Annotated in this window: 17 protein-coding genes; 7 read left to right on the top strand and 10 right to left on the bottom strand. The window is 70.9% G+C overall.

Going from position 1 to position 24848, the window contains the following annotated elements; translation table 11 throughout:
* Positions 1–66: 66 nt before the first annotated feature.
* From cpt to ACFTXQ_RS11470, 7 genes are all read right to left on the bottom strand, one after another.
* Positions 67–600 (bottom strand): chloramphenicol phosphotransferase CPT, encoded by a 534-nt coding sequence (cpt, locus tag ACFTXQ_RS11500; RefSeq protein WP_382638652.1) that lies wholly within the window; start codon positions 598–600, stop codon positions 67–69.
* The gene (locus ACFTXQ_RS11495) at positions 597–1448 is read right to left on the bottom strand and encodes a TauD/TfdA dioxygenase family protein (RefSeq protein ID WP_382638649.1); all 852 of its coding nucleotides are present in this window, start codon (positions 1446–1448) and stop codon (positions 597–599) included. The genes cpt and ACFTXQ_RS11495 overlap by 4 nt, the downstream gene beginning before the upstream one ends.
* Complete coding sequence (locus tag ACFTXQ_RS11490) at positions 1448–2725, bottom strand: acetyl-CoA carboxylase biotin carboxylase subunit family protein (protein ID WP_382638647.1); 1278 nt, start codon at positions 2723–2725, stop codon at positions 1448–1450. The genes ACFTXQ_RS11495 and ACFTXQ_RS11490 overlap by 1 nt, the downstream gene beginning before the upstream one ends.
* On the bottom strand, positions 2722–4320 hold the full coding sequence (locus tag ACFTXQ_RS11485) for an MBL fold metallo-hydrolase (protein ID WP_382638644.1): 1599 nt from the start codon (positions 4318–4320) through the stop codon (positions 2722–2724). The genes ACFTXQ_RS11490 and ACFTXQ_RS11485 overlap by 4 nt, the downstream gene beginning before the upstream one ends.
* Before the next feature lies 1 nt (position 4321).
* Positions 4322–5332: a class I SAM-dependent methyltransferase gene (locus ACFTXQ_RS11480; RefSeq protein ID WP_382638641.1), complete on the bottom strand. Its 1011-nt coding sequence runs from the start codon at positions 5330–5332 to the stop codon at positions 4322–4324.
* A gap of 3 nt (positions 5333–5335) precedes the next feature.
* The gene (locus ACFTXQ_RS11475) at positions 5336–8053 is read right to left on the bottom strand and encodes an AMP-binding protein (RefSeq protein WP_382638638.1); all 2718 of its coding nucleotides are present in this window, start codon (positions 8051–8053) and stop codon (positions 5336–5338) included.
* 83 nt (positions 8054–8136) lie between these two features.
* Complete coding sequence (locus tag ACFTXQ_RS11470) at positions 8137–11247, bottom strand: amino acid adenylation domain-containing protein (RefSeq protein WP_382638636.1); 3111 nt, start codon at positions 11245–11247, stop codon at positions 8137–8139.
* 988 nt (positions 11248–12235) lie between these two features.
* Between ACFTXQ_RS11470 and ACFTXQ_RS11465 the strand changes: the two genes are divergently transcribed.
* The 4 genes from ACFTXQ_RS11465 to gntD are packed head-to-tail and all read left to right on the top strand — an operon-like array spanning position 12236 to position 16315.
* Positions 12236–13360: a clavaminate synthase gene (locus ACFTXQ_RS11465; RefSeq protein WP_382638633.1), complete on the top strand. Its 1125-nt coding sequence runs from the start codon at positions 12236–12238 to the stop codon at positions 13358–13360.
* Entirely contained in the window at positions 13345–14562 is a 1218-nt protein-coding gene (locus ACFTXQ_RS11460; protein WP_382638630.1) for an argininosuccinate synthase domain-containing protein, read from the top strand. The genes ACFTXQ_RS11465 and ACFTXQ_RS11460 overlap by 16 nt, the downstream gene beginning before the upstream one ends.
* The gene (locus ACFTXQ_RS11455) at positions 14559–15239 is read left to right on the top strand and encodes a cyclase family protein (RefSeq protein WP_382638627.1); all 681 of its coding nucleotides are present in this window, start codon (positions 14559–14561) and stop codon (positions 15237–15239) included. Before ACFTXQ_RS11460 ends, ACFTXQ_RS11455 begins: the two co-directional genes overlap by 4 nt.
* A 50-nt stretch (positions 15240–15289) precedes the next feature.
* Positions 15290–16315, top strand: a complete 1026-nt coding sequence (gene gntD, locus ACFTXQ_RS11450) for a guanitoxin biosynthesis L-enduracididine beta-hydroxylase GntD (protein WP_382638624.1) — start codon at positions 15290–15292, stop codon at positions 16313–16315.
* Between the two features lie 57 nt (positions 16316–16372).
* Here the strand turns inward: gntD and ACFTXQ_RS11445 are convergent, their stop codons facing one another.
* Together ACFTXQ_RS11445 and ACFTXQ_RS11440 are read right to left on the bottom strand one after the other, a co-directional pair.
* A complete protein-coding gene (locus tag ACFTXQ_RS11445; protein WP_382638622.1) occupies positions 16373–17017 on the bottom strand; it encodes an HAD family hydrolase in 645 nt (214 codons plus the stop codon).
* Between the two features lie 48 nt (positions 17018–17065).
* Positions 17066–18013: an aldo/keto reductase gene (locus tag ACFTXQ_RS11440; RefSeq protein WP_382638620.1), complete on the bottom strand. Its 948-nt coding sequence runs from the start codon at positions 18011–18013 to the stop codon at positions 17066–17068.
* Positions 18014–18489: 476 nt separating this feature from the next.
* On the opposite strand from ACFTXQ_RS11440, the gene ACFTXQ_RS11435 reads away from it, so the two are divergent.
* The 3 genes from ACFTXQ_RS11435 (at position 18490) to ACFTXQ_RS11425 (ending at position 21386) form a co-directional block, all read left to right on the top strand.
* On the top strand, positions 18490–19638 hold the full coding sequence (locus ACFTXQ_RS11435) for a PP2C family protein-serine/threonine phosphatase (RefSeq protein ID WP_382638618.1): 1149 nt from the start codon (positions 18490–18492) through the stop codon (positions 19636–19638).
* Positions 19639–19837: 199 nt separating this feature from the next.
* On the top strand, positions 19838–20512 hold the full coding sequence (locus tag ACFTXQ_RS11430) for a pyridoxal 5'-phosphate synthase (RefSeq protein WP_382638616.1): 675 nt from the start codon (positions 19838–19840) through the stop codon (positions 20510–20512).
* A gap of 97 nt (positions 20513–20609) precedes the next feature.
* The gene (locus tag ACFTXQ_RS11425; protein ID WP_382638614.1) at positions 20610–21386 is read left to right on the top strand and encodes a class I SAM-dependent methyltransferase; all 777 of its coding nucleotides are present in this window, start codon (positions 20610–20612) and stop codon (positions 21384–21386) included.
* 1035 nt (positions 21387–22421) lie between these two features.
* On the opposite strand, the gene ACFTXQ_RS11420 is transcribed toward ACFTXQ_RS11425, so the two are convergent.
* A complete protein-coding gene (locus ACFTXQ_RS11420) occupies positions 22422–24611 on the bottom strand; it encodes a hypothetical protein (RefSeq protein ID WP_382638611.1) in 2190 nt (729 codons plus the stop codon).
* Between the last annotated feature and the right edge of the window lie 237 nt (positions 24612–24848).

The raw sequence follows: 24848 nt of genomic DNA, 5'->3' as shown, positions 1-24848 counted from the left end.
GATTCCGTTGCGGACGGCAGCGCCGAGCACGCCCGCTCACCGCGGGCGTGCTCGGCGAAAGGGGGCTCAGCTCACGCGAGCGGCGATGGCCCGGGCACAGTCCAGCGATTCGGTGCGGGTGGTGTCGACCTCGACGTCGTAGACGACGCCCTTGTGCACGATCTCCGCCTGCGAGGCGGCCATGCCGATGACCCGGTCGCCGCGGGCGATCTCCCGGCCGGCCGCGATCTCGGGGTCGCAGTGCACGCCGACCCAGAGGACCTCCAGGCCTTCGAGGTGGGCGCGCAGGCGCTCCTGGGAGGCCGCTCCGCCGAGGAACACGTCGTCGATGATGACCCGGGCCCCGGCGCGCGCCATCGCGGCGATGCCCTCGGTCCAGGCGGCCTCCATCTCGCGGAAGCCGTCTCCGAGCACGACCTCTCCCTGCTGGCCGAACTCGACGCCGGAGCCCGACTCGACCAGGGAGGGCGGCAGCCGGTCGATCAGATCGTCGACACCCAGGCTGATCCACGGATGGGGGAGGATCGCCTTCAGACAGCGGGTGATTCCCGTCTTGCCGGAGCTGGATCCGCCGTTCAGGACAATGACTTGAGTACTCACTTGATCGGCTCGCCTTCGAGAGTGATGCGTTCCATTTTGCGGACGTGCGGCCAGTAGTCGGAGACGGCGTAATGCTGGCTCGCCAGGTTGTCCCAGATGGCCACATCACCCTCCTCCCAGGAAAAGCGGCACTGGAATTCCGGCCGCCATGCGAGCAGGTGCACCATGTCGAGAATGCGCCGGCTCTCGGCCTCGTCGAGGCCTTCGATGCGAACTCCGGAGACCTTGTTCGAGAACAGCGACTTCTCGCCGGTGAAGGGGTGGGTGAGGACCAGCGGGTGGGACTGGGCCGGATACTTGTCCCGCATCCGCTGCAGCGCCTCGTCGTTTCCGTCGAAAGCGGGGAAATAGATCTGCATCCAGTCGTGGACGACCCGCAGTCCGTCCAGCTGCTCCTTGACCTCGTCGCTGAGCGAGGCGTACGCGGCCGCCATGTTCGCCCAGCAGGTGTCGCCGCCGCGGGGCGGGATCTGCACGGCGCGCAGGATGGAGCCGAAGGTCGGGACCTCCCGCCAGTTGAGGTCGCTGTGCCAGGCGTTGAGGTTCCCGGTGTGCTTCTCGTCGTGGTAGATGCCGGTGATCTCGGGGTACTCGCCGTAGGGCTGGAACGGCGAGATGCCGTGCACCACGGGCTCTTCCTCGGAGATGAAGGGGTGCACCTCGGTCCTGCCGAGCCGCTTCGCCACCTCCATGAAGGTGTGCCGGTCGAGGTGCTGGCTCTTGAAGAACACCACCTTGTGCTGGAGCAGCAGCTCCGTGACGAAGTCGCGGAGCCCCGGATCGGCCGGGTCCAGCCGGTAGTCGTCGACGACCACCCCGATGTGCGTGCCGAGCTTCGTGCGGGCCACTAGTCCCCTGCCTTCGTTGTGAGTGTGTAGGTGTTGACGATCCGCGTCATGTCCCGCTCCACCGAGTCGGTGGATTCCCCGCTGACCAGGAAGCGTCCCGCGGTGGGCCAGATGTCGCCGCCGGCGTTGAGCACGTCGCCCGCCGCCGGCGTGTCGACGCCCACCACCGAGGGGGGCAGGGCGTCGAGTCCGGTGACCTCGACGACCCGGACGCCCCCGGTCGTCGCGGCGGCCGGCATGTACAGCCAGCCGGAGGCTCCCACCTCGCGGTGGTCCAGCATGGTCGCGGGCGCGGCCAGTTCCGACGGCCGGCCGAGGCAGGCCAGTACCGCCTCGCGCGCCAGGTCGACGCCGTAGACCGTGCGCTGGTGCCAGCTGATGCCGGCGCCGCCGAAGCGGTTGCCGATCTCGAGGAAGACCAGCTCGTCGTCCGGGGTGTGGAACAGCTCCAGGTGGAACGTGCTGTCCGTGAGCCCCAGGCCGTCCAGCACGGTGGCGGTGAACCCGCGCATCCGTGCCACCAGTTCGGGGTCGTCCGGGGTCACCGCGGCCAGCGGGACGCCGCCGTACTGGAAGTCGAAGCAGGTGTCGAGGTAGCGGGAGGCGCAGAACCAGCGGATCTCCGAGTCCCGGACGACGCCGTCGATGTGGTGGATGGAGCCCGCCACGAACTCCTCGGCCTCGTACCCCTCCTCGATGGCCCCGGCCTCGGCGAGCGCGAGGAGCTCGGCGGCGCCGTCGAGGATGCGCACGCCGATGCTCGCACCCTGGCTGCGGGGCTTGAGGACGATCCGGCCGGGCATCCGGCCGGCGAACTCCTCCAGTTCGGCGCGCCCGGTGTCCGGGCCCACGGCCAGGAACCGCGGCACCCGGATGCCCGTGCCCGCCAGGGCCTGCTTCATCGGCACCTTGTCCCGGCACAGGAGGGCGGTCCGCACGTTCGTGCCGGGCACCCCGAAGTGCTCGCGCAGCCGGGCCGCGGGCAGGGTGGTGTGCTCGTAGAGGCCGACGATCGCCGCGGGCGGGCCGAATTCGGCCGCCAGCTCGGCGACGAGCTCGCGCATGCGGTCCACGGCCCGGTCGTAGGTGTCGAGGTCGTCCGAGTCCGGCAGGTCCAGTACGGCGATCCGGGCGAACCTCGACGCCAGCTCGGCGGGCAGCCGGGCGGCGCTCGCCCGGGGCATCACGGCGGTCACGTGGTCGGCGTCGAAGTCCACGGTGTGCGCCTCGGAGGCGTGGAACCCGACGTGGACGACGTGCTGCTTGCCGGCGTTCACGGGCGCACCGCCATCGTCTCGTGCAGGAACAGCCGCTTCGCGGTGCCGCCCCGCTCCTTGACGTACGCGACCAGCCGGTCGCTGTCGACCATCGCCGGGTGCGTCTCGTCGTATTCGACGCACATCACCGCACCGAGCCAGGGTTCCTGCCCCATCGCGTACACGTAGACGGAGTCCGCCCCGAGGGCGTCGACGATGGCCGCCGCCTGCTCGAAGTTGCTGCCCTTGAGCCGTCGGCCCGCGTCGATCCGGCGGTCCAGCTTCTCGGGGAAGAGCGGACCGTAGAGCCAGCTGACCGCCGCGCCCACGCTCTCCATGCCGATGAACACGGTGTGCACGCGGCCCAGCGCCGCCGTCACCTGCGGGTACAGCTGCGGCGAGACGTTCGTGGAGTCCGCGGCGAACAGCACCCGGGTGCCGTCCAGGTCGAGCATCCAGCCGCACTTGGTGCGGATGCGGATGTCGCCGTGCTCCCCGAGGAACGGCACGGCGGTGATGGTGCCCCCGGGGGTGTCGAGCGTGTCCAGGTCGTCGAGTTCCACCACGTCCCGGAAGCCGAGCAGGGTCAGCACCCGCTTGAGGTCGGGGTCGACGAGGCTGGAGTTGGCGGACTTGGCGATGACGACGCGGCCGACCCGGTGACGGATCCTGAGCAGGGTCTCCAGGAGCATGTGGTCCTGGTGGTTGTGGGTGATCATCACGTGGTCGATGCGTTCGGGCAGGTCGTCGAAGGTGAACCTGCCGTCGCTCTCGCGCGAGTAGCCGCTGTAGCTGATCACGGGGTCGACCAGGAAAGTGGTGCCCCGGTGGCGGACGAACACGCAGGCGTGGCCGACGTATTCGATGACGTCCTCACCGGTGTCCCGCGGTGCGGAGGCCGGCGCGGGATCCTCCTCGAAGAAGCTCAGGAAGGCGGCGGCGCGGTCCCCGTCCAGGCCGAGTTCGGCGGTCACCCGGTCCAGTTCCCCGGAGGTGAGTCCGCCGCGGAAGACCGTGTCCAGCAGCTCGGAGCCCAGGGGCACGGTCACCAGGACCTGCTCGGGGGTGTACTCCAGCACCGGCGTGGTCAGGGCGAACTCGCGTGCGTCCTGGTGGATCTCGGAGAACCTGACCTGCTGGAGGGCGGGGTCGTAGTAGGGGGACGCGTACAGGAACGGTTCGATGAAGCGGTAGTCGGGGGTGCGGTTGTCCCGGTTGTAGAACAGCTCCACCCGGCCCGCCAGCGGCTCGGGCAGCTGCCGGTACACCTCCTCCATCGACGCCCCGGTCAGGCCGGGCAGGATCTTCTGCTCCAGCTCGTCGATGGCGTCGGCGAGTTCGAGGAGCGGAGCCTGCCGTTCGCGCGCGTCGTCGTACCAGCGCCGGATCCGGTCGTAGGAGCCCTCCCGCTCGTGGACGAACGGCCCGCCCTGGAAGCGGGACTGGCGCAGCGCCGTGCGGTGAGTGTCCGGGTCGGCGAGGTAGGACTCGGCGATGTTCCGGTAGTGGTTCTTCAGGTACTTCGCCAGCGTGTGCGGAGGGATCAGGTACGACCATGCGTACCACCCGGCGACGGCCGGCTCCGCGATGACGTTCTTCTTCAGGAACAGGGTCACATCAGCCTCCGTGTTCGCACACGTAGTACTGGAAGAGGTAGTCGTCCTGGCGCGCGACGCTCTGCCGTACGCGCAGTCCGGCGCCCTCCAGGTCCGGGGTGTCGAGCAGGACGGGGCTGTGACCGAGCAGCACCATGGTGCCGCCGGGGCGCAGCGTGCGGACCAGCTCCGGCAGGATCGCCCGGGCCTGTGCGGTGGAGACGACCTCGGAGTTGAGGAAGCGGCTGAACAGGATGTCCACGGTGCCCGGTTCGACGGCGGGGGTCATGGCGTCGCCGCACACCACCCGCTCCAGGCGGGAGGCGGCGAAGTCGGCCATCTGCCTGCTCAGGTCCTGGCCCACGGTGCGGATCCGGGCCGGGTCCAGGGCGGCGAACTCGGACAGGAACTGGCCGGTCGAGCAGGCCGGGTCGTAGGCGAGGACGTCCCCGTCGGCCGCGGCGAGCCACGGGCCGAACCGCTCCCGGGTGTAGCTGCGTATGTGGTCCTCCCCGAGGCCGAGGAAGGCGGCGCGCTCTTCGGTGACGAGCCAGCCGTCGGCGGGGCTGGTCTTCTCCCGGCCCGGTTCGCGCTGCTTGGTGAACGGGTGGACCAGCTCGGTGAGCGGGGTGATCGCCTCGAAGGCCGCCCGGCGCCCGGTTTCGTCCAGCGGGCGGAAGACGATCCGCGCGTCCGCGTCGGAGGTCCGCAGCGACGTCACCGTGCCGACCACGTTGTACCAGTACACGCGGCTGCAGAAGACGCCCGGCATGCCCCGGTCCAGGACGTAGTCGGAGATCGTCTTGCAGCCGGCGTACCAGCGGTCGCCGGCCTGGAAGAGGAACAGGCGCTCGGGGAAGTCCGTCAGCCGCTCGCGCAGTTCGTGACCGCCGGGCTGCTGCCAGCGGGTGAAGTCGCCCCGGCGGAGTTCCTCGCGGATGGCGCTCTCGCCGTCGACGAACGCCGTGTCGAGGGGGTCACCCGGATCCCAGCGCTGCTCGGGGGCCGTGGTGGTGGCCACATCTGGATTCATGTGTCAGATCTCCAAGGTCTGGGTGAGTTCCCGGATGATCGGCCGGCACGTGGTGCGCACCGGCCCGGTCCAGCCCGGCTCGTTCAGCCAGAGCCGTAGGGCGGCCAGCACGCGGGTGTCCGCGGTGCCCGCCTCGGTCACCGTGGTGAGCCATTCCTGCGGGTCCACCAGGCGGACGTCCCCGAGCTCCGCCCGCAGTTCTTCGATGCCGTACGTCCGCTGCACCAGCACGGAGCGCCGCTCCTTCGCCCGGCCGGTGGCGGCGGCCAGAACGGAGCCGGTGACGTCGGCGACGTGGCAGACGGGGACGAGGCCGGTCAGCCGGGGCAGGATGCCCTGCGCCCTGGAGATCCTCAGCAGGTTCGCGAAGACGTCGTCGGCGAGGTGGGCGGCGTCACCCGGCGTGTGCCCGTACACCAGTCCGGCGCGCAGCAGGGTGACCTCGCAGTCGTCCGCTTCCAGGGCGCCGGCGTAGGCCTCGGCCACGAACTTCGACTGGGAGTACGGGTCGCCGACCGCCGCGAGGGCGTCCTCGGTGAACGGCACGAACTCCTGGCCGGCGGACGCGGCGGAGACGAACACGAACCGGTGCGCGCCCCGCCGGGCCGCCGCCCGTACCAGGGTCCGGGTGGCGGCGACGCTGCCCTTGAGGTGCCGTTCCAGCGGCAGTACGTGGTTCACCTCGTAGCCGCAGTGGACGACGGCGCCCCAGCCGCCGGTGTCGCCGGCGGCCGCCTCCAGGTCGCCGTAGGTCAGGAACCGGACGTCCGCGAAGTCAGCCTGCTCGCGTCCGAAGCGTGCGCGGTGGCGCTCGACGAGCCGGCGGGGATTGCTGGTGGTGACGACGGTCAGCGGCCGGCCGGTGCCGAGCAGCCGGTCCAGTACGTGCCCGCCGATGAAACCGCCGGCTCCGGTGACGGTGACCGCCTGCGGGTCGCCGTCGGCTTCCCGCCGCAGCGCGGCGAGGGCGTCGGGGAGGCCGGCCAGTTCGGCGGAGACCGTGCGGAACACGGAGGGCACGGGGGACGCCGCGGGCTGCGGGCGCTCGCCCAGCGCGGCGAGGAAGCCTTCGACGGTGAAGTCGTAGTTGAGCAGGTCGAAGGCCTTCTGCACGTGTTCCTCCCCGTACAGCCGGGAGAGTTTCACCTGGAGTTGCACCAGTCCGAAGGAGTCGCCGCCCGCGTCGAAGAAGGAGGTGTCGGGTGCGATCCGGGTACCGAGGATCCCCTCGACGAGGTCGCTGACGGCCTCCTGCCCTGCCGCCCGGCCGGCGGACGCCTCGGGCGGCGGTGCGGTGGCGTGGCGCTGCGCGAGGGCGCGCAGCGCGTCCTTGTCGGCCTTGCCGGTGTGGGTGACGGGGATGTCGGGGACCGCCAGCACGATGTCGGGCACCTCCCAGTTCGGGAGGAGCTCGCGCAGCCAGGCCTTCAGTTCCGGCTCCGGCCGGTCGGTCGCGCTGTGCGCGAGGACCAGCGAGCCGTCCTGCGTCAGGACCGCGACGCGCGATCCGAGCAGCCGGGACAGTCTGCCCTCCAGGTCGGTGAGGGCGATCCGGTGGCCGAGCCGCTTGATCTGGTCGTCGAGGCGGCCGAGGTAGAACACTTCGCCGTCGCGCAGTTCGACCTCGTCGCCGGTGTGGTAGGCGGGGCGGCCGTCGACCGTGGTGAACGGCCCGTCCGCGGGTTGCGGGCCTTCGTAGCCCAGGGCGACTCCGTCGCCGACGATCACCAGTTCGCCGCGGCCGGACGGGGCGTACGCGTCGCGTTCCCGGTCGTGGACGAGGGCCTCGTACCCGTCGATGGGGCGGCCGACCGAGGTGGTGAACCGGTTCGGCTCCGCCACGGAGAAGCACACGGTGCCCTCGGTGGGGCCGTAGGCGTTGATCACCCGGCTGAACCGGGCCGCGGCCCGGAACTCCACCTCGGTCAGGGCTTCCCCGGCGAAGACGACCGTACCGATGGTCTTGCGCGCCTCGTCCTGGAGCCGTGCGTACACCGACGGCGGCAGCGTGATGACGTCGCAGCCGTGCTCGGCGAGGTGGCGGCCCACGGCGTTGACCCACGAGCCGCCCTCCCACACGGGTACCACCAGCGTCCCGCCGGCGTACAGCGTCACCAGCAGTTCGGCGATGGAGGCGTCGAAGGCGAGGGAGGAGAACTGGAGTACCCGGTCGCCCGGTTCGATGCCGAACAGGCGGGCCTGCGCCCGGCAGAGGTCCTCGATCCCCCGGTGGCCGACGTTCACCAGCTTGGGCAGCCCGCTCGACCCCGAGGTGAACACCGAGTACGCCGCCTCCTGCACGGGCCAGGTGGCCGGCGCCTCGCCGGGCTCCGCGGACGGCTCGCCGGTCAGCTCGTCCGCGCTCACCACCCGCCGCCCGATGTCCTGCTCGCGCAGGGCGCCGGGCGTACAACAGAGCACCAGATCGGGCCCGGCCACCCGCAGGGCCTCGCGCATGCGTTCCGGGGGCAGCCCGGGATTGAGCGGGGTGTAGACCAGCCCTGCCCGCATCACGGCCAGTGCCCAGACGAGCGCCTCCGCGGTGTGCTCGCCGGCCAGCGCGACCCGTACGGCCTCCGGGTGGAGCCTGCGCAGCTGCGCGGCGCGGTCCCGGGTGACCCGGTCCAGGTCGGCGTACGACCAGGTCCGCGCGCCGGATTCCAGGGCGGTCTGGGCGCCGCGCGCGCCGAGGTGATGAGCAAGGAGCGTGGAAAGGTCCACGGGACTTCCCCTCTGGTTGGCTTGTCGGTTGGGAGGGGCCCGCCGCACGGGCGGACGGGCGGGAGGGAAGGGCGGCCGGCGCCTCACGACTCCTCGGGGCCCGTCCGGCCGGCCGTCAGCTCGCGCAGGATGCCGACGTACTCGGCCAGCGTTCGTTCCGCCGTCGGCAGGTCCATGACGTCGGCGCTGTAGGGGAGCACCACCACCAGCTCGTCCCCGACCTCGTTGATCTCGACGGTCAGGTCGGCCTTGGCTGTGCCGTTGTCGACGAGCCAGGGCACGACACGGGTGCCGGCGAGCGCGGCACGGGGCCGCAGCGGCCCCTGATGGGCCAGGACGACCTGGACGAGGGGCTGGCCCGCCGCGCCCGCCCGGGCCCCGACGGCCCGCACCACGTCGTTGAACGCGACGTACTGGTGCTCCAGCCCCTCCTGGATCCGCTCGTCCACCGTGCGCAGCAGGGACAGCGGGTCCGGCTGGTCGTCCAGGGTCACGCGCATCACCACGGTGTTGGTGAAGAATCCGATGACGTCCTCGGCCTCGCGGCTCGGGCGTCCGGAGAACGGGGACCCGATGAGCACGTCGCGCTGCCCCGTCCTCCGCGACAGCAGGAGGGCGAGCGCGAGGAGGCACACGGCGTACGGGGTGGTGCCGGCCTCCCGGGCCAGCCGCTCCACGGCCGCCCGCAGTTCGGCGCCGGTGGCGCGGTTCACCCGGCCGCCGAGGTGGGTGAAGGAGGCGGGCCGCGGGGCGCCGGTGGGCAGGTGCGTCTCGGTCGGGGCGCCGTCGAGCCGGGCGCGCCAGTGGTCCAGTCCGGCGGCGAGCACGGGGTGTCCGGCCGTGGCGCGCTGCCAGAGCGCGTGGTCGCGCGGCCGCAGCGCGGTCTGCGGGAGCGGGTCCGGTTCCTTCCCCGCGAGGCGCGCCGCGTAGCACTCCGACAGGTCGAGGTCCAGCACGTCCTGGGACAGGCCGTCCGCAACCGTGTGGTGGGTGACGAGGACCAGCACCCGCTCGTCGGCCGCCACGGTCAGCAGCACCGCCCTCAGCAGCGGTGCCCGCTCCAGGTCGAAGGGTTCGGCTCCCAGCTCCGCGGCCCGCCGGGCGGCCTGCGCGAGGGGTTCGGCGGAGCCGGTCAGGTCCTCCTCGGCAAGGCCGACCGCCACCTGCGGGGCGACGTCGACGCGGAGGTCGGCGCCGTCCAGGTGCAGGCTGCTGCGGAAGGCCTCGTGACGGTCCGCCAGGTCCTGTACGGCCGCACGCAGGGCGGGCAGGTCCAGCGGGCCGGTCACGTGCAGGGCGGAGGTCTCGTTGTAGGCGACGGACGCGGCCTGCTTCATCCTGGCCTGCGCCCACAGCCGCCGCTGGTGCAGGGAGGCGGGGTGGGACGTGCCGTCGGCGGTGTCGGCCCGGGTGAGCGGGGGCAGCGCGGGGCGCTCCCCGCCGCCGGCGGCCAGGAGCCGTGCCAGCTCCGCGAGGGTGCCGCTGCCCAGCACCTCGCGGACGGTCAGGGGTACGCCGAAGTGCTCGCGGACGCGGTTCTGTACCCGGATGGCCTGCAGCGAGGTGCCGCCCAGGGCGCGGAAGCGGTCGGCGGCGCCGATGCCCTCGACGCCCAGTACGTCCTCCCAGATCCGGGCGAGGTCCGCCTCCGGTCCGGCCTGCGGCGCCGTGAAGGCGGTACGGGAGGCCGTCCCCGTCCCGTTCACCCGGTGCGTGCGGAGCGCCGCCAGGTCCACCTTGCCGTGCTGGTTGAGCGGCAGGCGCTCCAGGCGCACGACGAACGAGGGGACCATGACGGGCGGCAGCTGTGCGGCGAGCCGCTCGGGGAGCTCCTTCTCGATGCCGGGGGTGCCGACGGCGAAGCCGACGAGCCTGGCGTCCGGGCCGTCGCCCTGGACGACCACCGCACACGACTGCACGCCCGGATGGGCGGCCATCACCGCTTCGATCTCGCCGCGTTCCACCCGCTGGCCACGCACGTTGAGCTGGCCGTCCACCCGGCCCAGGAAGTCCAGGTTCCCGTCGGGCAGGAGCCGTACCCGGTCGCCCGTCCGGTAGAGGCGGGCGCCCGGCCGGCCGCTGAACGGGTCCGGCGGGAACTGCCGTTCCGTGAGCTCCGGAAGTCCCCAGTACCCGCGGGCCAGTCCTCGCCCCCCGACGTAGAGTTCGCCGGGCTCCCCCTCGGGCACGGGCCTCATCTGCTCGTCGAGGAGGTGCAGTTCGCGGCCGGGCAGGGCCTTGCCGATGGGGGGCGCGTCGCCGGGTGGGCGTTCGTCCGAGGCGCTGGCCGCGACCGTCACCTCGGTGGGGCCGTAGAGGTTGATCAGGCGCCGGCCCATCCCCCAGCGCTCGGCCGCCTGCGGCTGACATCGCTCACCGATGTAGGCGAGCGTGTGCAGCTCGGGCAGGGGCGGTTCCTCGGCGAGTTCGGCGAGCAGCGCGGGGGGCAGCATCGCCCCGGTGACGCGGGCGTCGCGGAGGAACTCCACCAGGCCGGGCCCCGCCGTCTCGGTCCCAGGGGGCGGGATGACGACGGTGCCGCCGGCGGCGAGCACGGCGTAGATGTCGAGCGCCTGGGTCTCCCAGGTCAGCGGGTAGAACTGGAGGAAGCGGGTGCCGGGCCCCAGGACCAGGTAGGGGCTGATCATGCCCATGAACCAGGCGATGGAGTCGTGCACGGCCATGACGCCCTTGGGGCGGCCGGTGGTTCCCGAGGTGTAGGTGATGAAGGCGAGCCGGTCGGGATCCCCGTCGGGCAGCGCCGTCGTCATCGCGGGAGGCACGGCCCCGTCCGGCGGCGGTGCAGCGGCCAGGTCCTCGGCGGTGAGGAGCTCGATGCCGGTCGCGGGGATCGCGTCCCGCATCGTCCGGCTCGCCACCGCGAGGCGCGGGCCGATGTCCTCCAGGATCCAGCGCAGCCGGGCCTCGGGGTGGGCGGGGTCCAGGGCCACGTAACCGCCCCCGGCCTTCAGGATGCCCAGCAGTGTCACGACCATGGCGACGGAGCGTTCCAGGGAGACGGCGACGAACACGCCGGGGCCGACGCCGTGCGCGCTCAGCCGCTGCGCCGCGGCGTCGGAGCGGCGCTCGAGTTCGCGGAAGTCGAGGCGCTCCGTGCCGTCCTCGACGGCCGGAAGGTCGGGATTCGCCTGGGCCCGTGCGGTTATCAGGCCATGAATGGTGGAGCGACTCATTTACGGTAATCCACGGTGCGTTTTCCTCTGCCATGTGCAATGCGTCCGCCACGGAACGTGCTCTCGGGCGCAACGGAAGGAACGGCGAGCGGACATGAATGTCGCTCATTCCAGTGGAATCCGACGGATCCGGACATACGGATGATCCGGCGGTAATCAAGGATGAAGGATCACGACGGTACGGCGGTGCGTGCGCATCGTGATGAAGGGGCGATATCAGACCCCGAAACGGCCACCGGGCCCGAAAAGGGCAATCTGCGCCCGCAGCAGCGGGCGACCGGCCGATCTGAAGGATGCAGAACGCGCACGCCGAACCCCGGAGCGCGTATGGAAAATGTCCGAAACCGTCCCCGGAGCCGAAAGCGGCGAGCTGGGGAAATTCCACGCGGCGACCAAGGTCCCGTCGCCGGCTGTATCCGCCCTGGACCTCACAGAATATCCCCCGTCAGCACCATGATCGGCCTGCCTCGTGAGCAGCTGGAGGCACTGTAGTTTGGGCTCGGAGGCGAGGCAAGTGGCAATCTTGCGGCCGAACTGCCCCTGGAAGCACATGTCTTGCGCCACCCGATCCTTTCTGTTTCGATGACGAACGCATGAGGCGAAGGCCTTGACACGGGGGTGTCTTGACGGGCGACACAGCCGGGTCATGCCCGAATGCGCCATATATCTCCGCGGCGTTGTGCATTCACAGGCCGTCGGCACCGCAGCCGTTTGCCAATCGGCCCGCAGCCGAGGACTCCGTGGCGCACGTCCGGTCGTGACTCCGTTCGCTCCGGAGTGACCAGACCTTCCGAAGTCGCCGCCGCATCAACTGCCGAAACCGCGCGGTTCCGGCCGCCCTGATGCGTTTTCGCCATTCCCGGCGAGAGGAATGGCCGAATCCGGTGTGCCCTGACCGGCTCGTTTGCCGGCCATGCACACCGGGTCAACAGTGCCGATTCGGACGGCCGAACCCCGGAATCAGTCGTGACGTCAAGGGAGGGTCCTGGTGATTCAGGTACGTGAACCGGCACAGCCACCGGATGCCGTCGGCGGTGATCCCGCCGACGGCACGGTCGCGCCACTCGACGAGGTGACGATCACGCTCACCGACGCCGAACGCGAGGCGGCTGCGGAGGCGTTCGCCTCGTCGGCCCGTGCGCTGAAGGACCGGTCGCTGGACGACGAGGAGTTGCTGACGGAGGCCGAACTCGCCGGCCTCCGGCTGCCGCGGCGGGTGCTGGAGACACTGCGCAGGTTCCGCCGGCACGGGAACGACGCCGGTGTGCTCCTCCTCCGGAACATGCCCACCGACCTCGAGGCCCCGCCGACTCCGCCGGACGGGTTCCTGCCCGACTGGAACGACCTCCCGGTGGCCACCTTCGCGCAGCTCGCCGTGGCCTCGACCGTGGGCGACGTCATCGCCTACGCCGACGAGAAGGCGGGCCGGATCGTCCAGGACGTCGCCCCCGTCGAGGGCGCCGAGCGGCGCCAGGAGAACTCCGGGACGGTGTACCTCGAACTGCACACCGAGGACGGATTCCACCCGCACAAGCCGGAGTTCATCACCCTGATGTGCGTACGTCCCGACCACGAGCGCCGGGCGCACACCGTCGTCGGCGCGGCGGCGCGGGCGCTGCCCCTGCTGTCCGAGCGGAGTGCGGCGCTCCTGCGGGAGCCGCTCTTCCGCCTCCGGGTGAGCAGCTCGTTCGGGGACGGCTCCACCGAACTGCTCACCGGCCCGCTGCCCGTGCTCTCCGGGACGGCCGCCGCGCCGGACCTCCTCGCCGACTTCCACGCCATGGAACCGCTGGACGAGGACGCGCGGGCGGCGCTGGAGGAACTCAAGTCCGCGTTCCTCGCGACCTTGCGGGGCGGCGTCCTCGAGGCGGGCGACCTCCTCGTCGTCGACAACCGCACCGCGATCCACGGGCGTTCCGAGTTCGCCGCCCGGTTCGACGGAACGGACCGCTGGCTCAGGCGCTGCTTCGCCGTCACGGACATCCGCCGCTCACGCGCGGTCCGTCCGCCCGGCTCACGCGTCTGCGCCTCCCTGCGGGACATCGGCCTCTTCGCCCCCGACCCACTCACCCCCACGATACGAATCGAGGACCCGGCGTGCACCGGTTCATAACGAGCCTGGAAGAACTCGCCGACCGGCCGCCGCGGCACATGCTGCTGCTGTACTCCGGCGGGCTCGACGGAACGTACCTCCTCCAGCGGCTGCAGTCCCTGGGTTCCACCGTGACGGCGCTGCACGTGCGCATCGGAGACCGTGAGCCCTCGGCGGCGGCGGCCGAGCAGGCCCGCGCGTTCGGCGCGGGTTTCGTGGACGTCGACGTCACGGACCGCTTCTTCGGCGAGTTCGCGCCCGCCGCCGTCCACGCGGACGCCCTGTACCAGGAGCAGTTCCCGGTCGGCTCGACGCTCACCCGGCCGCTCATGGCGCAGACCGCCGTACGGGTGGCGCGTGAACTCGGCTGCGACGTGATCGGCCACACGGCGACCTACATGCAGAACAGTTCGATCAGGCTGAGCGGTTCGATCGCCGCGCTCGACCCGGAGATCGGCGTCGCCGCGCCCTTCCTCGGTTCGGACCTCCCGCGGGAGACGAAGCTGGCCGCACTGTCGGACGCCGGCATCTCCTTCCCCGAGGGCATCCACAGCGTCGACGCGAATCCCTGGGCGCGCGTCATCGAGTGCGGTTCCCTGGAGAGCCCGGAGAACCGCCTGGACGAGAGCGTGTTCCGGTGGACGCGGGACGTGGCCGACGCCCCCGCCGACCCCGTCGAGATCCTCCTCACGTTCGAACACGGCCTGCCCGTCGCCCTCGACGACCGGCCGGTCGGCTTCGGTGAACTCGTGGAGCACCTCAACGTGCTCGCCGGCGAGCACGGCGTGGGCCGCTCCTCAGGCCTGGAGGACACCCCGTTCGGGGTGAAGAACCACGAGGTGCGCGAGGCTCCCGCCGCGACCGTCCTGATCAAGGCGCACCAGGTCCTGGCCAACGCCGTCTACACGGCCCAGGAGCACGCGGTGCGCGGGTCCATCGCCCGGGAGTGGACCACCACCGTGGTCCAGGGCGGATGGTTCAGCCATCTCGGCGAGAGCCTGGCGAAGTGCCTGGCCGACCTGGACCGCCCGCTGGACGGTTCCGTGCGGCTGCGGCTGCACCGGGGTTCGATTACGGTGCTCAGCGTGAACTCGCCGAACGGCCTCTACTACACGCGCCTCGGCAAGTCCTTCCACGCGTCGATGTCCCAGTACTCCTACACACCATGGCTGTCGCTGGCCACGCTGCCCAGCCGACTGCGACGATTCGGAGATCCGCGATGACCAACGGCAAGAGGGACCTCGTCGACCTGTCGCACGTGGTGCGCGAAGGCATGACCACCTATCCCGGCCTGCCGGGACCGGTTATCGAGGACCACATGTCGCGGGCGGACTCCCGCGACCGGTACTCCCCCGGGACCGAGTTCCAGATCGGGCGCATCACCCTCGTGGCGAACACGGGCACGTACGCCGACGTCCCCTTCCACCGCTTCGACGGCGGCGCCGACCTCTCGGAGGTACCGCTGTCCCGGTTCGTCGACCTGGAGGGGGTGGCCGTCAGTGTCCCCGCCGGGACGAGCGGCATCGGCCCGGAGGTGTTCGAGGGGCTGGAGGTGACCGACCGGGCGGTGCTCGTCCACACCGGCTGGGACCGGCACTGGGCCACCCCGTCCTACGGGGACGCGGGCCACCCCTTCCTCACCGAGGAGGCCGTGGCGTGGCTGGCGGCCCGGCGCCCGGCCCTCGTCGGGATCGACTCGGTCAACATCGACGACATGGCCGACCTGGCCCGGCCCGCCCACACCGGGCTGCTCGCCGCCGGGATCCCCGTGGTCGAGCACATGACGGGCCTGGAGCAGGTGGTGGGCCGGGAGTTCCGCTTCCACGCGGCGCCCATCCCCATCGCCGGAATGGGGACCTTCCCGGTGCGGGCCTACGCCCTCGTCGACGGTCAAGGGTGACCGGACGGGGCCCGAGAGGACACCCAACTACTTCTACGAAGGTCGTGGACATGGAGAAGTACCACCTGGACGCCCAGGCCAACGCGGACATCGACGACCTGGTACGGGAGTTGACCCGTGACCTGTCGAGCGTGCACGACGCGGCGTTCCACAGGAAGGCCGCGGTGCTCGCGCACGGACTGCCGCGGGAGCTCCGGGAGGCGCTCGTCGGGTTCCGGCTCGGCGAGCCGTCGGGGGGGTTCCTGCTCTCCGGCATCCGGGTCGGTGACGCGATCGGGCCCACCCCCGGCCACTGGCACCAGGCCGAGGGCGAGGTCTCGCCGGCGCTCCGCGAGGAGGCCGTGTTCGTCCTGTGCGCGCAGCTGCTGGGCGACCCCTTCGGGTACGCGACCCTGCACAACGGGCTGCTGATGCACAACATCGTGCCCATCAAGGGGCACGAGAAGGAGCAGATCTCCTCCGGCTCGGAGGAGCTGCTGGAGTGGCACACCGAGGAGGCGTTCCACCCCTACCGCTCGGACTACACCGCGCTGATGTGCCTGCGCAATCCGTACGGGGCTCCGACCACCTACGCCGAGATCTCCGATCTCGACATCGACGAGGCGGACCGCGGCATACTCCGGCAGCCGCTCTTCGCGACCCGGCCGAGCGGCTCGCACTCCGCGGAGCGCAACGCGTACACCACCCACCTGCCGGAGGAGCGGCACGCCCGCGCGCGGGAGAGCTTCGACCGGATCGAGGAGCTGCACCGCAACCCGCCTGCCGTCAGCATCCTGTTCGGCGACGACGCCGATCCCTACCTGTGCGTCGACCCGGACTGCATGACCCCGCTGACCGAGGAGGCGGCCGGCGCACTGGAGCGGCTGTGCGCCGAGATCAACCGGAAGATCCAGGACATCGCGCTCACCCCCGGCGACATCCTCTTCCTCGACAACCACAGCGCCATCCACGGCCGTCGGCCGTTCAAGGCGCGGTTCGACGGCTCGGACCGGTGGCTGAAGCGGATGAACATCACGCGCGACCTGCGCCGTTCGCGGGCCCGCCGGCTCTCGGCCGACGGCCGTGTCGTCCAGTAGGGCGTCCGCGCCCGGACATGTGGCGCCTGCGGCTCCGGCCGCAGGCGCCGCACGTGCTCAGCCCACGGCGAGCAGGAGCGGGAAGGCTTCGTCCACCGATGCCACGACCCTGCCCGGGACCGGGCCCCCGGTCGGGAGGAGCCTGCCGCCCGAGACCCAGATCGTGGACATGCCCACCCCGACGGCGCCCGCGATGTCGTGCTCCAGGGAGTCGCCGACCATCCACGCCCCGTCGAGCCCGGTGGCCGCGCGCTCGGCGACCAGCCGGAAGATCTCCGGATCGGGCTTGCGCGTCGCCTCGTCGTCGGCGAAGCACACCACGTCGAAGAGGTCCGCCATGCCGTCCTGCATCTTGGGCTGCTGGTCCGCTTCCGTGCCGTTGGTCAGCAGGGCGGTCCGCCACCCTCGTTGACGCAGTGCCCTGAGATTGTCCAGGACGCCGTCGAACGTCCGGGAAAGCCGCGGTACCCGGTCCAGGAAAATGCTCCGGAGTTCATCGGGGGATTCCGTGAACCCGAATCGGTCGATGATGGCTTGAAAAGACTCCCGAGGAGATACCGGACGCTGTTGTTCCGCCCGAAGGAACTCCAGCCCGTCCGCGCCCAGATTCCGCTGTTCCGTCAATTCGACGAACCACCGGTCCACTGCTCCGACGCTGTCCACCAGCGTGTCGTCGAGGTCGAATATGGCAAATCGGTTCACGTGCGCCCCATCGTTTTTCGGGTACGGAAGGACAGAAGACGGCAGCCGCTATTCGCGGGCCCCCACCGGCTCCGGCAGCGCGTCCAGCTCGGCGAGGTCGGCCGCGGACAGGACGAGCTCGGCCGCCCCGGCGTTCTGCTCCAGGTAGCGCGGGGTCTTGGTGCCCGGGATCGGGACGACGTGGTCCCCCTGCGCGAGCAGCCAGGCCAGCGCCACCTGGGCGGGGGTGGCGCCGAGGCGCTCACCGACCGAGCGGACGACCCCGACCAGCTGGGCGTTGGCCGCCATCGACTCGGCCGCGAACCGGGGCATATCGGCCCGGAAGTCACCGTCGCCGAGGTCCGCCGGTGCGCTGTAGCGGCCGCCCAGCAGGCCGCTGCCGAGCGGCGAGTGACACAGGAAGGCGATGCCGTGCTCGCGGCAGAAGGGGACGACATCACCCTGGAAGTCCCGCGTGAACAGGGAGAACTCGGACTGTACGGCGGCCACCGGGTGCACCTCCCGGGCCCTGCGCACCTCGTCGGCCGACGCCTCGGAGATGCCGAGGCCGCGCAGCTTGCCCTCAGCCACCAGCTCCGCCAGGGCACCCCAGCTCTCCTCGACGGGGACCCGCGGGTCGACGCGGTGCAGGAAGTAGAGGTCCACGTGGTCGGTGCGCAGGCGCCGCAGGCTGGCGTCCACGGCGGACCGGAGGTACTCGGGGCGCCCGTCGAGGGAGAAGTCGACCCCGTCGTAGCGGACACCGCCCTTGGTCGAGAGCACGGCCTCGTGGCGCCGGCCGAGCAGGGCGCGTCCGACGAGTTCCTCATTGGTGAACGGGCCGTACACGTCCGCCGTGTCGATCAGGTTGACCCCGAGATCGAGCGCCCGGCGCACGACGGAAAGAGAAGTCTCGTCGTCCCGGTTCTGCGGATCGTAGGCAAAGGACATCCCCATCGTGCCCAGGCCTATCCGACCGACGACCGGCCCCCCGGAACCCAGCGTGGTGGTGCGCACGGAACATTCCCTTCAGGAGGAGGCGTGAATACGGCCTTGCCGTCGCCACGACGCCATCGGCCGGATCAGCATAGAATCCGCCGACACGGCCCGACAACCCCTCAGGAAAACGGCAGTTGGCATTCCCGGAAGAATCGCGGAGTTCCCCCCTGGAATTCCCGCCCGCCCCGGCCCGCAAGGGCACGCAGGCGTGCGGGGCCACCCCGCGGATCACACCTGCCGCAACGACGTGCGTCGCGCGCCCGTCGGGCGGGGATTGCCGTGGCGGTCCTGGCGACGGCGGCGGGGTACAGAGCCAGCGGGGTGCTGGCCAAGGCCTGGACGGAGTTCCCGTGAGAGACCGCCGACCCCCGCGACCACGTGGTCACGGGGAAGGAGGCAGTCGGGCGGGTTCGTGCCCGCATCGCACAGCCACGAACAGCGGTCTCCGGAGTGCCGCGTTCTCGCCTTGCGGGGGCGGGTGGAAGGCTTGGGGCATGGCCCTTCCGGCATGGTTGGACGTCCGGCGTTTCGGGGAGCCGGGGCACGCGCCCGCGCTGCTGGTGATCCCGCTCGGACTGATCGTCACGGTCTGCGTAGTGGATGTACTGGCTCCGCCGCACGTGCACCTCGGTCCACTGCTCGTGGCAGCGCCCGCGATCACGGTGGCGTTCGCCGGCGCCCGTACGACGGCGGTCATGGGGGCTCTCGCGGTGGCGGCCCAGGTGCTGATCGGCGTGCTCAGGGGGGTCTTCGGCACCGCCAACATCCAGGCCCAGATCGCTGCCCTGATCGTCGTCTCGGCCGTCTGCGTCGCCATCTGTGTGGTGCGGGACCGGCGCGAGCAGCAGCTGCACCAGGTGCGGTCGGTGGCCGAGGCCGCCCAAAGGGTTCTGCTGCAGCCGCTGCCCGCACGCTCCGGCCCGCTGCAGATCGCCGGCCTGTACATCCCCGCCGACGAGGAGGCCGAGCTGGGCGGGGACCTGTACGCGGCCGCCCGCACCGCCCACCACAGCACCCGGCTCCTCATCGGCGACGTGCGCGGCAGCGGTCTGGCCGCCATCAGCAACACCGCCCTGCTTCTCGGCGCCTTCCGGGCAGCCGCCCACCGGCAGGCCACCCTTCCCCGCCTCGCCGTCCACCTGGATGCCGCCTTCCGCTGGGACACCCGACAGTGGCGGTCGCCGACGGAACAGGACACCGTCGAAGACTTCGCCACCGCCGTGCTGCTCGACATCCCCGACGACGAGCCGGTCGTCCACCTCATCAGCTGCGGACACCCACCACCGCTCGTCCTCCGCGGAAACCGGCTCATCCCACTCGTGCCCGAGGCCAGCCACCTTCCGATCGGCTTCGGCGGAACCTTCGGCACCGCCGACTACGAGGTCCAGACGTTCCCGTTCGAGGCCGGTGACCTGCTGCTCCTCTACACCGACGGCGTCATCGAAGCACGCAACACCGACGGGCACTTCTACCCCTTCACCGAGCGCGCACCACAGTGGAGCACCGACGCCCCCGACGCACTCCTGCGTCATCTCCAGGCCGACCTGCTGGCCCACGTCCACGCCCACCTCAACGACGACGCGGCCGTCGTCGCAATCCGCCGCACGGCATCTGACCCTCCGCCGTCCGGCCCGGCCCTGTGAACGAGGGCGGCGCACCGTGTGATCGAGACCGTCACGAAGCGGCTCCAGCAGCTGCGCCCGGATCCGTAGCTATCTCCAATGCCGACCGCTCAGACGCAGCCATCTTCAGGTCATATGCCAAAGATTTGCCAGGAGATTGTCGAATATTCATCGCAGATGCAGGATGAATCGTGAAGGTGTGCGGGTGAGGAGGTGGCCGGTGAACGACGGAGAGAAGCGCGGCGACAGCGTCCGCGAGTGGCTCCGGGGTATCGAGGTGTTCACAGGGCCGTTGCCCGGGTTCACGCCCGAGCAGGCCCCGGACGATCCGGTGCCCCTGTTCCTGTCCTGGCTGTCCGACGCCGTCGCCGACGGCGTGCGCGATCCGCACGCCATGACCCTGTCCACCGTCGACGAGTCGGGCGACCCCGATGCGCGTGTACTGATCCTCAAGGGCGTGGACGGCTCCGGGTGGCAGTTCGCCGGGCATGGCTTCAGCCCCAAGGGGCACCAGCTGGCCGTGCACCCTCGGGCCGCACTGACCTTCTACTGGGCCGAGCACGGCCGGCAGGTCCGCCTGCGCGGGCCTGTCACACCCGGGTCCGCGCGAGACAACGCCGAGGACTTCCTCGCCCGCTCGGCCACCGCCCGCGCCGAGGCCCTCCTGGCCCGTCAGAGCCAGTACCTGGCTGATATGGCCGAGCGCGATCAGGCCCTGGAGAAGGCTCTGGCGAGGGTCGGGAAGGAGCCGTCGCTCGTCGACTCCGCCTGGACGCTCTACACCCTGTCTCCCGTGCAGGTGGAGTTCTGGCAGGCGGCGAAGAACCGCGTCCACACCCGGCTGCGCTACGAGCGGACGACCAGCGGCTGGGAACGGCTCCGCCTCTGGTCGTGACGCCTCCGGTCCGCACCCCCATCCGTCCCCAGGCCCCGCCGGCGCAACCGCGGGCGTGCGGGCTCCCCCAGTTCCTGCTCACAAAGCGAGGTACCCCATGACGGCACGGACCCAGGACGGCAGCGCCGGCGACGTCGACTACGGGGCGATCGGCGACGGCTACGCCTCCTATCGCCGACCCGACGAGCACATCGCCCGGTTCATCGCCCAGGCCTTGGGCGACGCCCAGTCCGTGCTCAACGTCGGGGCGGGCACCGGTTCGTACGAGAACGCGGCCCGCAAGGTGACGGCCGTCGAGCCGTCCGAGTCGATGCGTGCCCAGCGGTCGCCGCGACTGGCCCGCGCGATCGACGCGGTCGCCGAGGACCTGCCGTTCCCGGACGGGGAATTCGACGCGACGATGGCGCTGTTCAGCGTGCACCAGTGGAGCGACGTACAGGCCGGCCTGCGGGAGATGCGGCGCGTGACCCGCGGCCCCGTGGCCATCCTCACCTGCGACCCCGCCCGGGTGCGCGACTTCTGGCTCTACCGGTACGCACCCGAGGTGCTCGACACCGAGGCCCGCCGGTACCCGAGTGTGGAGGAGCTGGCGTCCGGCCTCGGGGGCGACGGAGCCGTGCAGACCGTACCGGTCCCGCTCCACTGCACCGACGGGTTCAACGAGGCCTACTACGGGCGCCCGGAGCTGCTGCTGGACCCGGGCGCCCGCCAGGCCTGCTCGGCCTGGAGCTTCGTCGACGACCAGGTCCGCGAGCACTTCGACAAGTCCCTGCGCAGCGACCTGGAATCCGGCGCCTGGGACGAGGAGTTCGGCCACCTGCGGCGCCAACCCACCTACGAGGGCTCGCTCGTCATCGTGCGCGCCACCCCCTGAACAGGCGAGGAACCGCCCGCCGACCGCGTCATCGGCGCCGATGACACCGGCACCGTCCACTTCGGCCCGCTCCTCGGCGGGCACGGAACGGACCTCAGCCGCACCATCGCCCTCGGCAACGACCCGGCCGGCAGCTGTACGCCGAGCTTCGCACCCTCGCCGACAAGACGGGCTGGGCGCTGGGCGGACGGCACGCCGGTCATCTGGTGGGCGAGACTCCGGCTCCCAAGCCCTGCTCGACGAGCACGTGGGCTTCGGCGGCTCGCACAAGGGGCTCCTCGACCTGCTGTGAAGGGGTTGCCGCGGCACACGGATCCGGTCCGTGGCAGGACTGCAGGCCTCCGCCGGGCCACCAGGGCAGTGGCGGCCGGCCCTGGCCTGGTGGGGCCACTTCTGCTTCCCTGCGTGCTGATCGCCATCGGCTTGATCAGAGCGACGGCGGAGGTGCCGGAGGACAGGCCGAGGGCCTCGACGGCGTCCGACGGGGCCGGTAGGGAGGGCTGCGAACACCACGCGACCACCTACGGCAGATCCGCGAGCCCTCAGCCGACTCCGCTCGGCATGCGCCGCCAGCCTTCAGGCCACGGCCAACCGGCCGCGGACGCACGAAAGGCCGTTCTCTCATCAGTGAGAGAACGGCCTCCGTCCTGCGTTTCCGCGTGGTCGGGACGACAGGATGACCCTTGACCCCTAGCCGGATTATACGGATATACCACGCTTATCTGGGACGCAGACCGTGTACAGAGAGGTGCTTCGTGCACCACCGCTTCCATCGTATGGTCCCCAACTGGTCCCCAAGACCACTGAGGTGACGGTGAGGTACGCGAGCTGTTCGTGATCACTGCAAGGCGGGCGGGCTCTTACCCGGCAGCCTGCCGGTGCCCGCGCACAGCCTGGTGACACGCTCTCGGTTCGCGGTGAGATTCGTCATGTCGTGCTCGGTTCTGACTTCAGGTCGGAGGCCGGGGGGATCCTCATCAGTGCCGCGTGTCTCCCCGCCTGCTCGCAAGCGGGCGGGGAGCCAGGAAGAAGAGGTCAGGAAGGATCAGCGGATCGCTGCTTCTCGGCTCGGCGTCGTTGCTCTCGGACAGCCTCGCGCCAGGGCCAGTGGCCTTCCACACCCCAGCCCTCGCGGCTCCCAGGTTCCCAGTCAGCGAGCTCTTCCAGATGGTTGACGACAGCCTCGATGTCGACCGGAGCTCGGTGTGGCCGACTGTCGTCCAGCTGCCTGGTGATGTCGTGCAGGCTGTGCGCTGCCCGGTAGTACGAGAGCTGGGTGTCGGTCAGCCGGCGTACGGCGTAGCCGCCGCACTTGCTGCACCAGTCGAAGTCGTCGCGGGCCAGCAGATCGGCCACCGTCAGGAGGTCGTCGCTCGCAACAACGCCCCGCTCCCGTGTGTGCCGGCACAGGGGCGAGTGTCCCTTGCCCTCCAGCCGTGGGTCCGCGTTGGTGGTGTAGATCTGAGCGTGGCGCAGCACGCCGAGGGGAAGACCGCTGCCGCTGCGCCAGCGGTCGCTGTTGGGCGGGCGGAACGGGGAGAGGTCAAGCCGAGCAGGCGCGAGGAGGCCTTCCCAAACGGCTGGGGGCAGGGTGGCGGAGCGGCCCGTGTCGAGGGTTCGCAGATCGGAGACGCCGCGTGCCATGGCGAGCAGGCGCAGGTTGTGCTCCTTGGCCCGGTCCCCGTGTGGCCAGCGCACCGCGTCCTGGGCTCCGGCCGTGAGGCTCAGGGCGCCGCCGAACCCAGGCTGCCGTGCGTCGCTTGGGTCTGACGTGTCTGGCGCGAGGGCGACCTGCTCGACCCACGGGCTGATCACGCTGTTCGGGAGGTCCGAAGCGCTGGCCACGATGACCCCGGTCCAGCCCTGGGCGAGTCTCCGCTCGATGGCGTCGAGAGACAGGACTTCGGCGCCGCCGCCCGTCGAGAAGACGATGTACAGCTGGTCGGCCGCGTACGAGTAGGCACGCAGGGCCCGGAGGTGCGCCAGCGTGACGGGCTGGCGGGCGAAGACCTCGGAATCGTCAAAGATCCCGGGGCGGAGGGTATCGGCCTGCTCCCGGACATCGGCCTCGATTGGTGCGTCTTCGGTGCCGCCCGGGACGCAGGTGATGCCGCCCGACATGGCGAGGAGCCGGTCGGCAACGAGTGCGGGAACCTTCAGAGTCAGGATTCCGCGGCTCCAGTCGGCATGGACGGCCCAGGTCACCAGCACGCCCGTGGTCCACGGGTCCATGCCCTCGAGGACGTCCGCCGCGCCCTCACCCGGGCGCGCAGGCTCCTCCTCGCGCTCCGGTAGACGTGCCGTGATGAACAGCGTCGGTTCCATGACCGTCGACTCGGCTACTGCCCGGGCTTTCTCCTCCCAGGACCGAATCAGACGGGCGGCACCGGCCAGGGCTTCGTCGTGCCCCTTCTTGTTGGACCTGATGTCCCGTACGAGGTGGTAGCGAACGATCTCCCGTGAGTCCGGTCCTTCCCACCCTCGCTCGGCGTCGTACTGCCACCGCCTCCAGAGCGCGCTCAGCCCGGCGGAGATCTTCTTGCCGTCGCCGAGCACCGCGAAGGCCGGGTCGTCGGCCGGCAACTGAGGCACCTCCAGTGCCGCAGCGGCAGCAGCGACGACAAGCCCTGCCGGATCCACGAAGAGAGCCGCCTGCGCCCTCAGAGTGGCGAGGTAGTTCTCCTTCACGACCACCTTCGGCCTTGCCCAGTCCGTGAGCCATGGGAAATGAGCGATGACAGCCTGTGACCGATAAAGGCTCTCGGCTGCATGACGCCAGCGGGACAAGACCCGGTCCTGGAGCTCCTCGGCTTCCCGGCGCGCCTCCCTCCGGCTGTCGTCGTCATCCTCTTCCGGATCCGGTTTCGCGCGCAGGAGCTCGGCGGCGGCTCGTACTTCTTCCTGGGTCCAGTACACGTCCTCGTCCGGCTCTGCATAGGCCTGCAGTTGGTGGAGCAGTCCCGCTCCACCGAGTGCGCCCATGAAGATGCCCAGCCCCGTCGTCGGCCGGACCCTCGGCCCCCAGTCCGCGCACCCGGAGCAGAATCTGTCCACGACGGCCGCGTTCAGCGGGACCTCAGTAGTCATTACGTTGGACGTTCGCAGTTGGCCACACTCCCTGCGGACGTGCAGTTTCGCGTTCTTCCCCTTGGCCGAGTGGACCGTGATCTCAGTCCTTTCGAACGGCCCGAGCGGTACGTCGGCTGTCAGCATGCGGTCGCGCACGTAAGGCCCCCTTCTCCTGCCTCGCGAGCTTACGACCGAGCAATGACACCCGCCGATGGACAGAGAATCTCCACCCCCACGATCAGCCACCACATGCCTTCCGTTGCCCGGGCGGCCATGGTGGCGCCCGCGCCAGCAGAGTCGGCGCCCTCCGCTCCGGGAAAGCACCCGCGAAGTCGGCCCGGACACCTGGGCCTCCACGCGACCTGCGGCAAGTACCTCGCCGGTGTCCGGCCG

The organism is Streptomyces sp. NPDC057010 (genome assembly GCF_042673805.1).
Lineage (GTDB): Bacteria > Actinomycetota > Actinomycetes > Streptomycetales > Streptomycetaceae > Streptomyces.
This window is presented reverse-complemented; position numbering and strand designations above follow the sequence as displayed.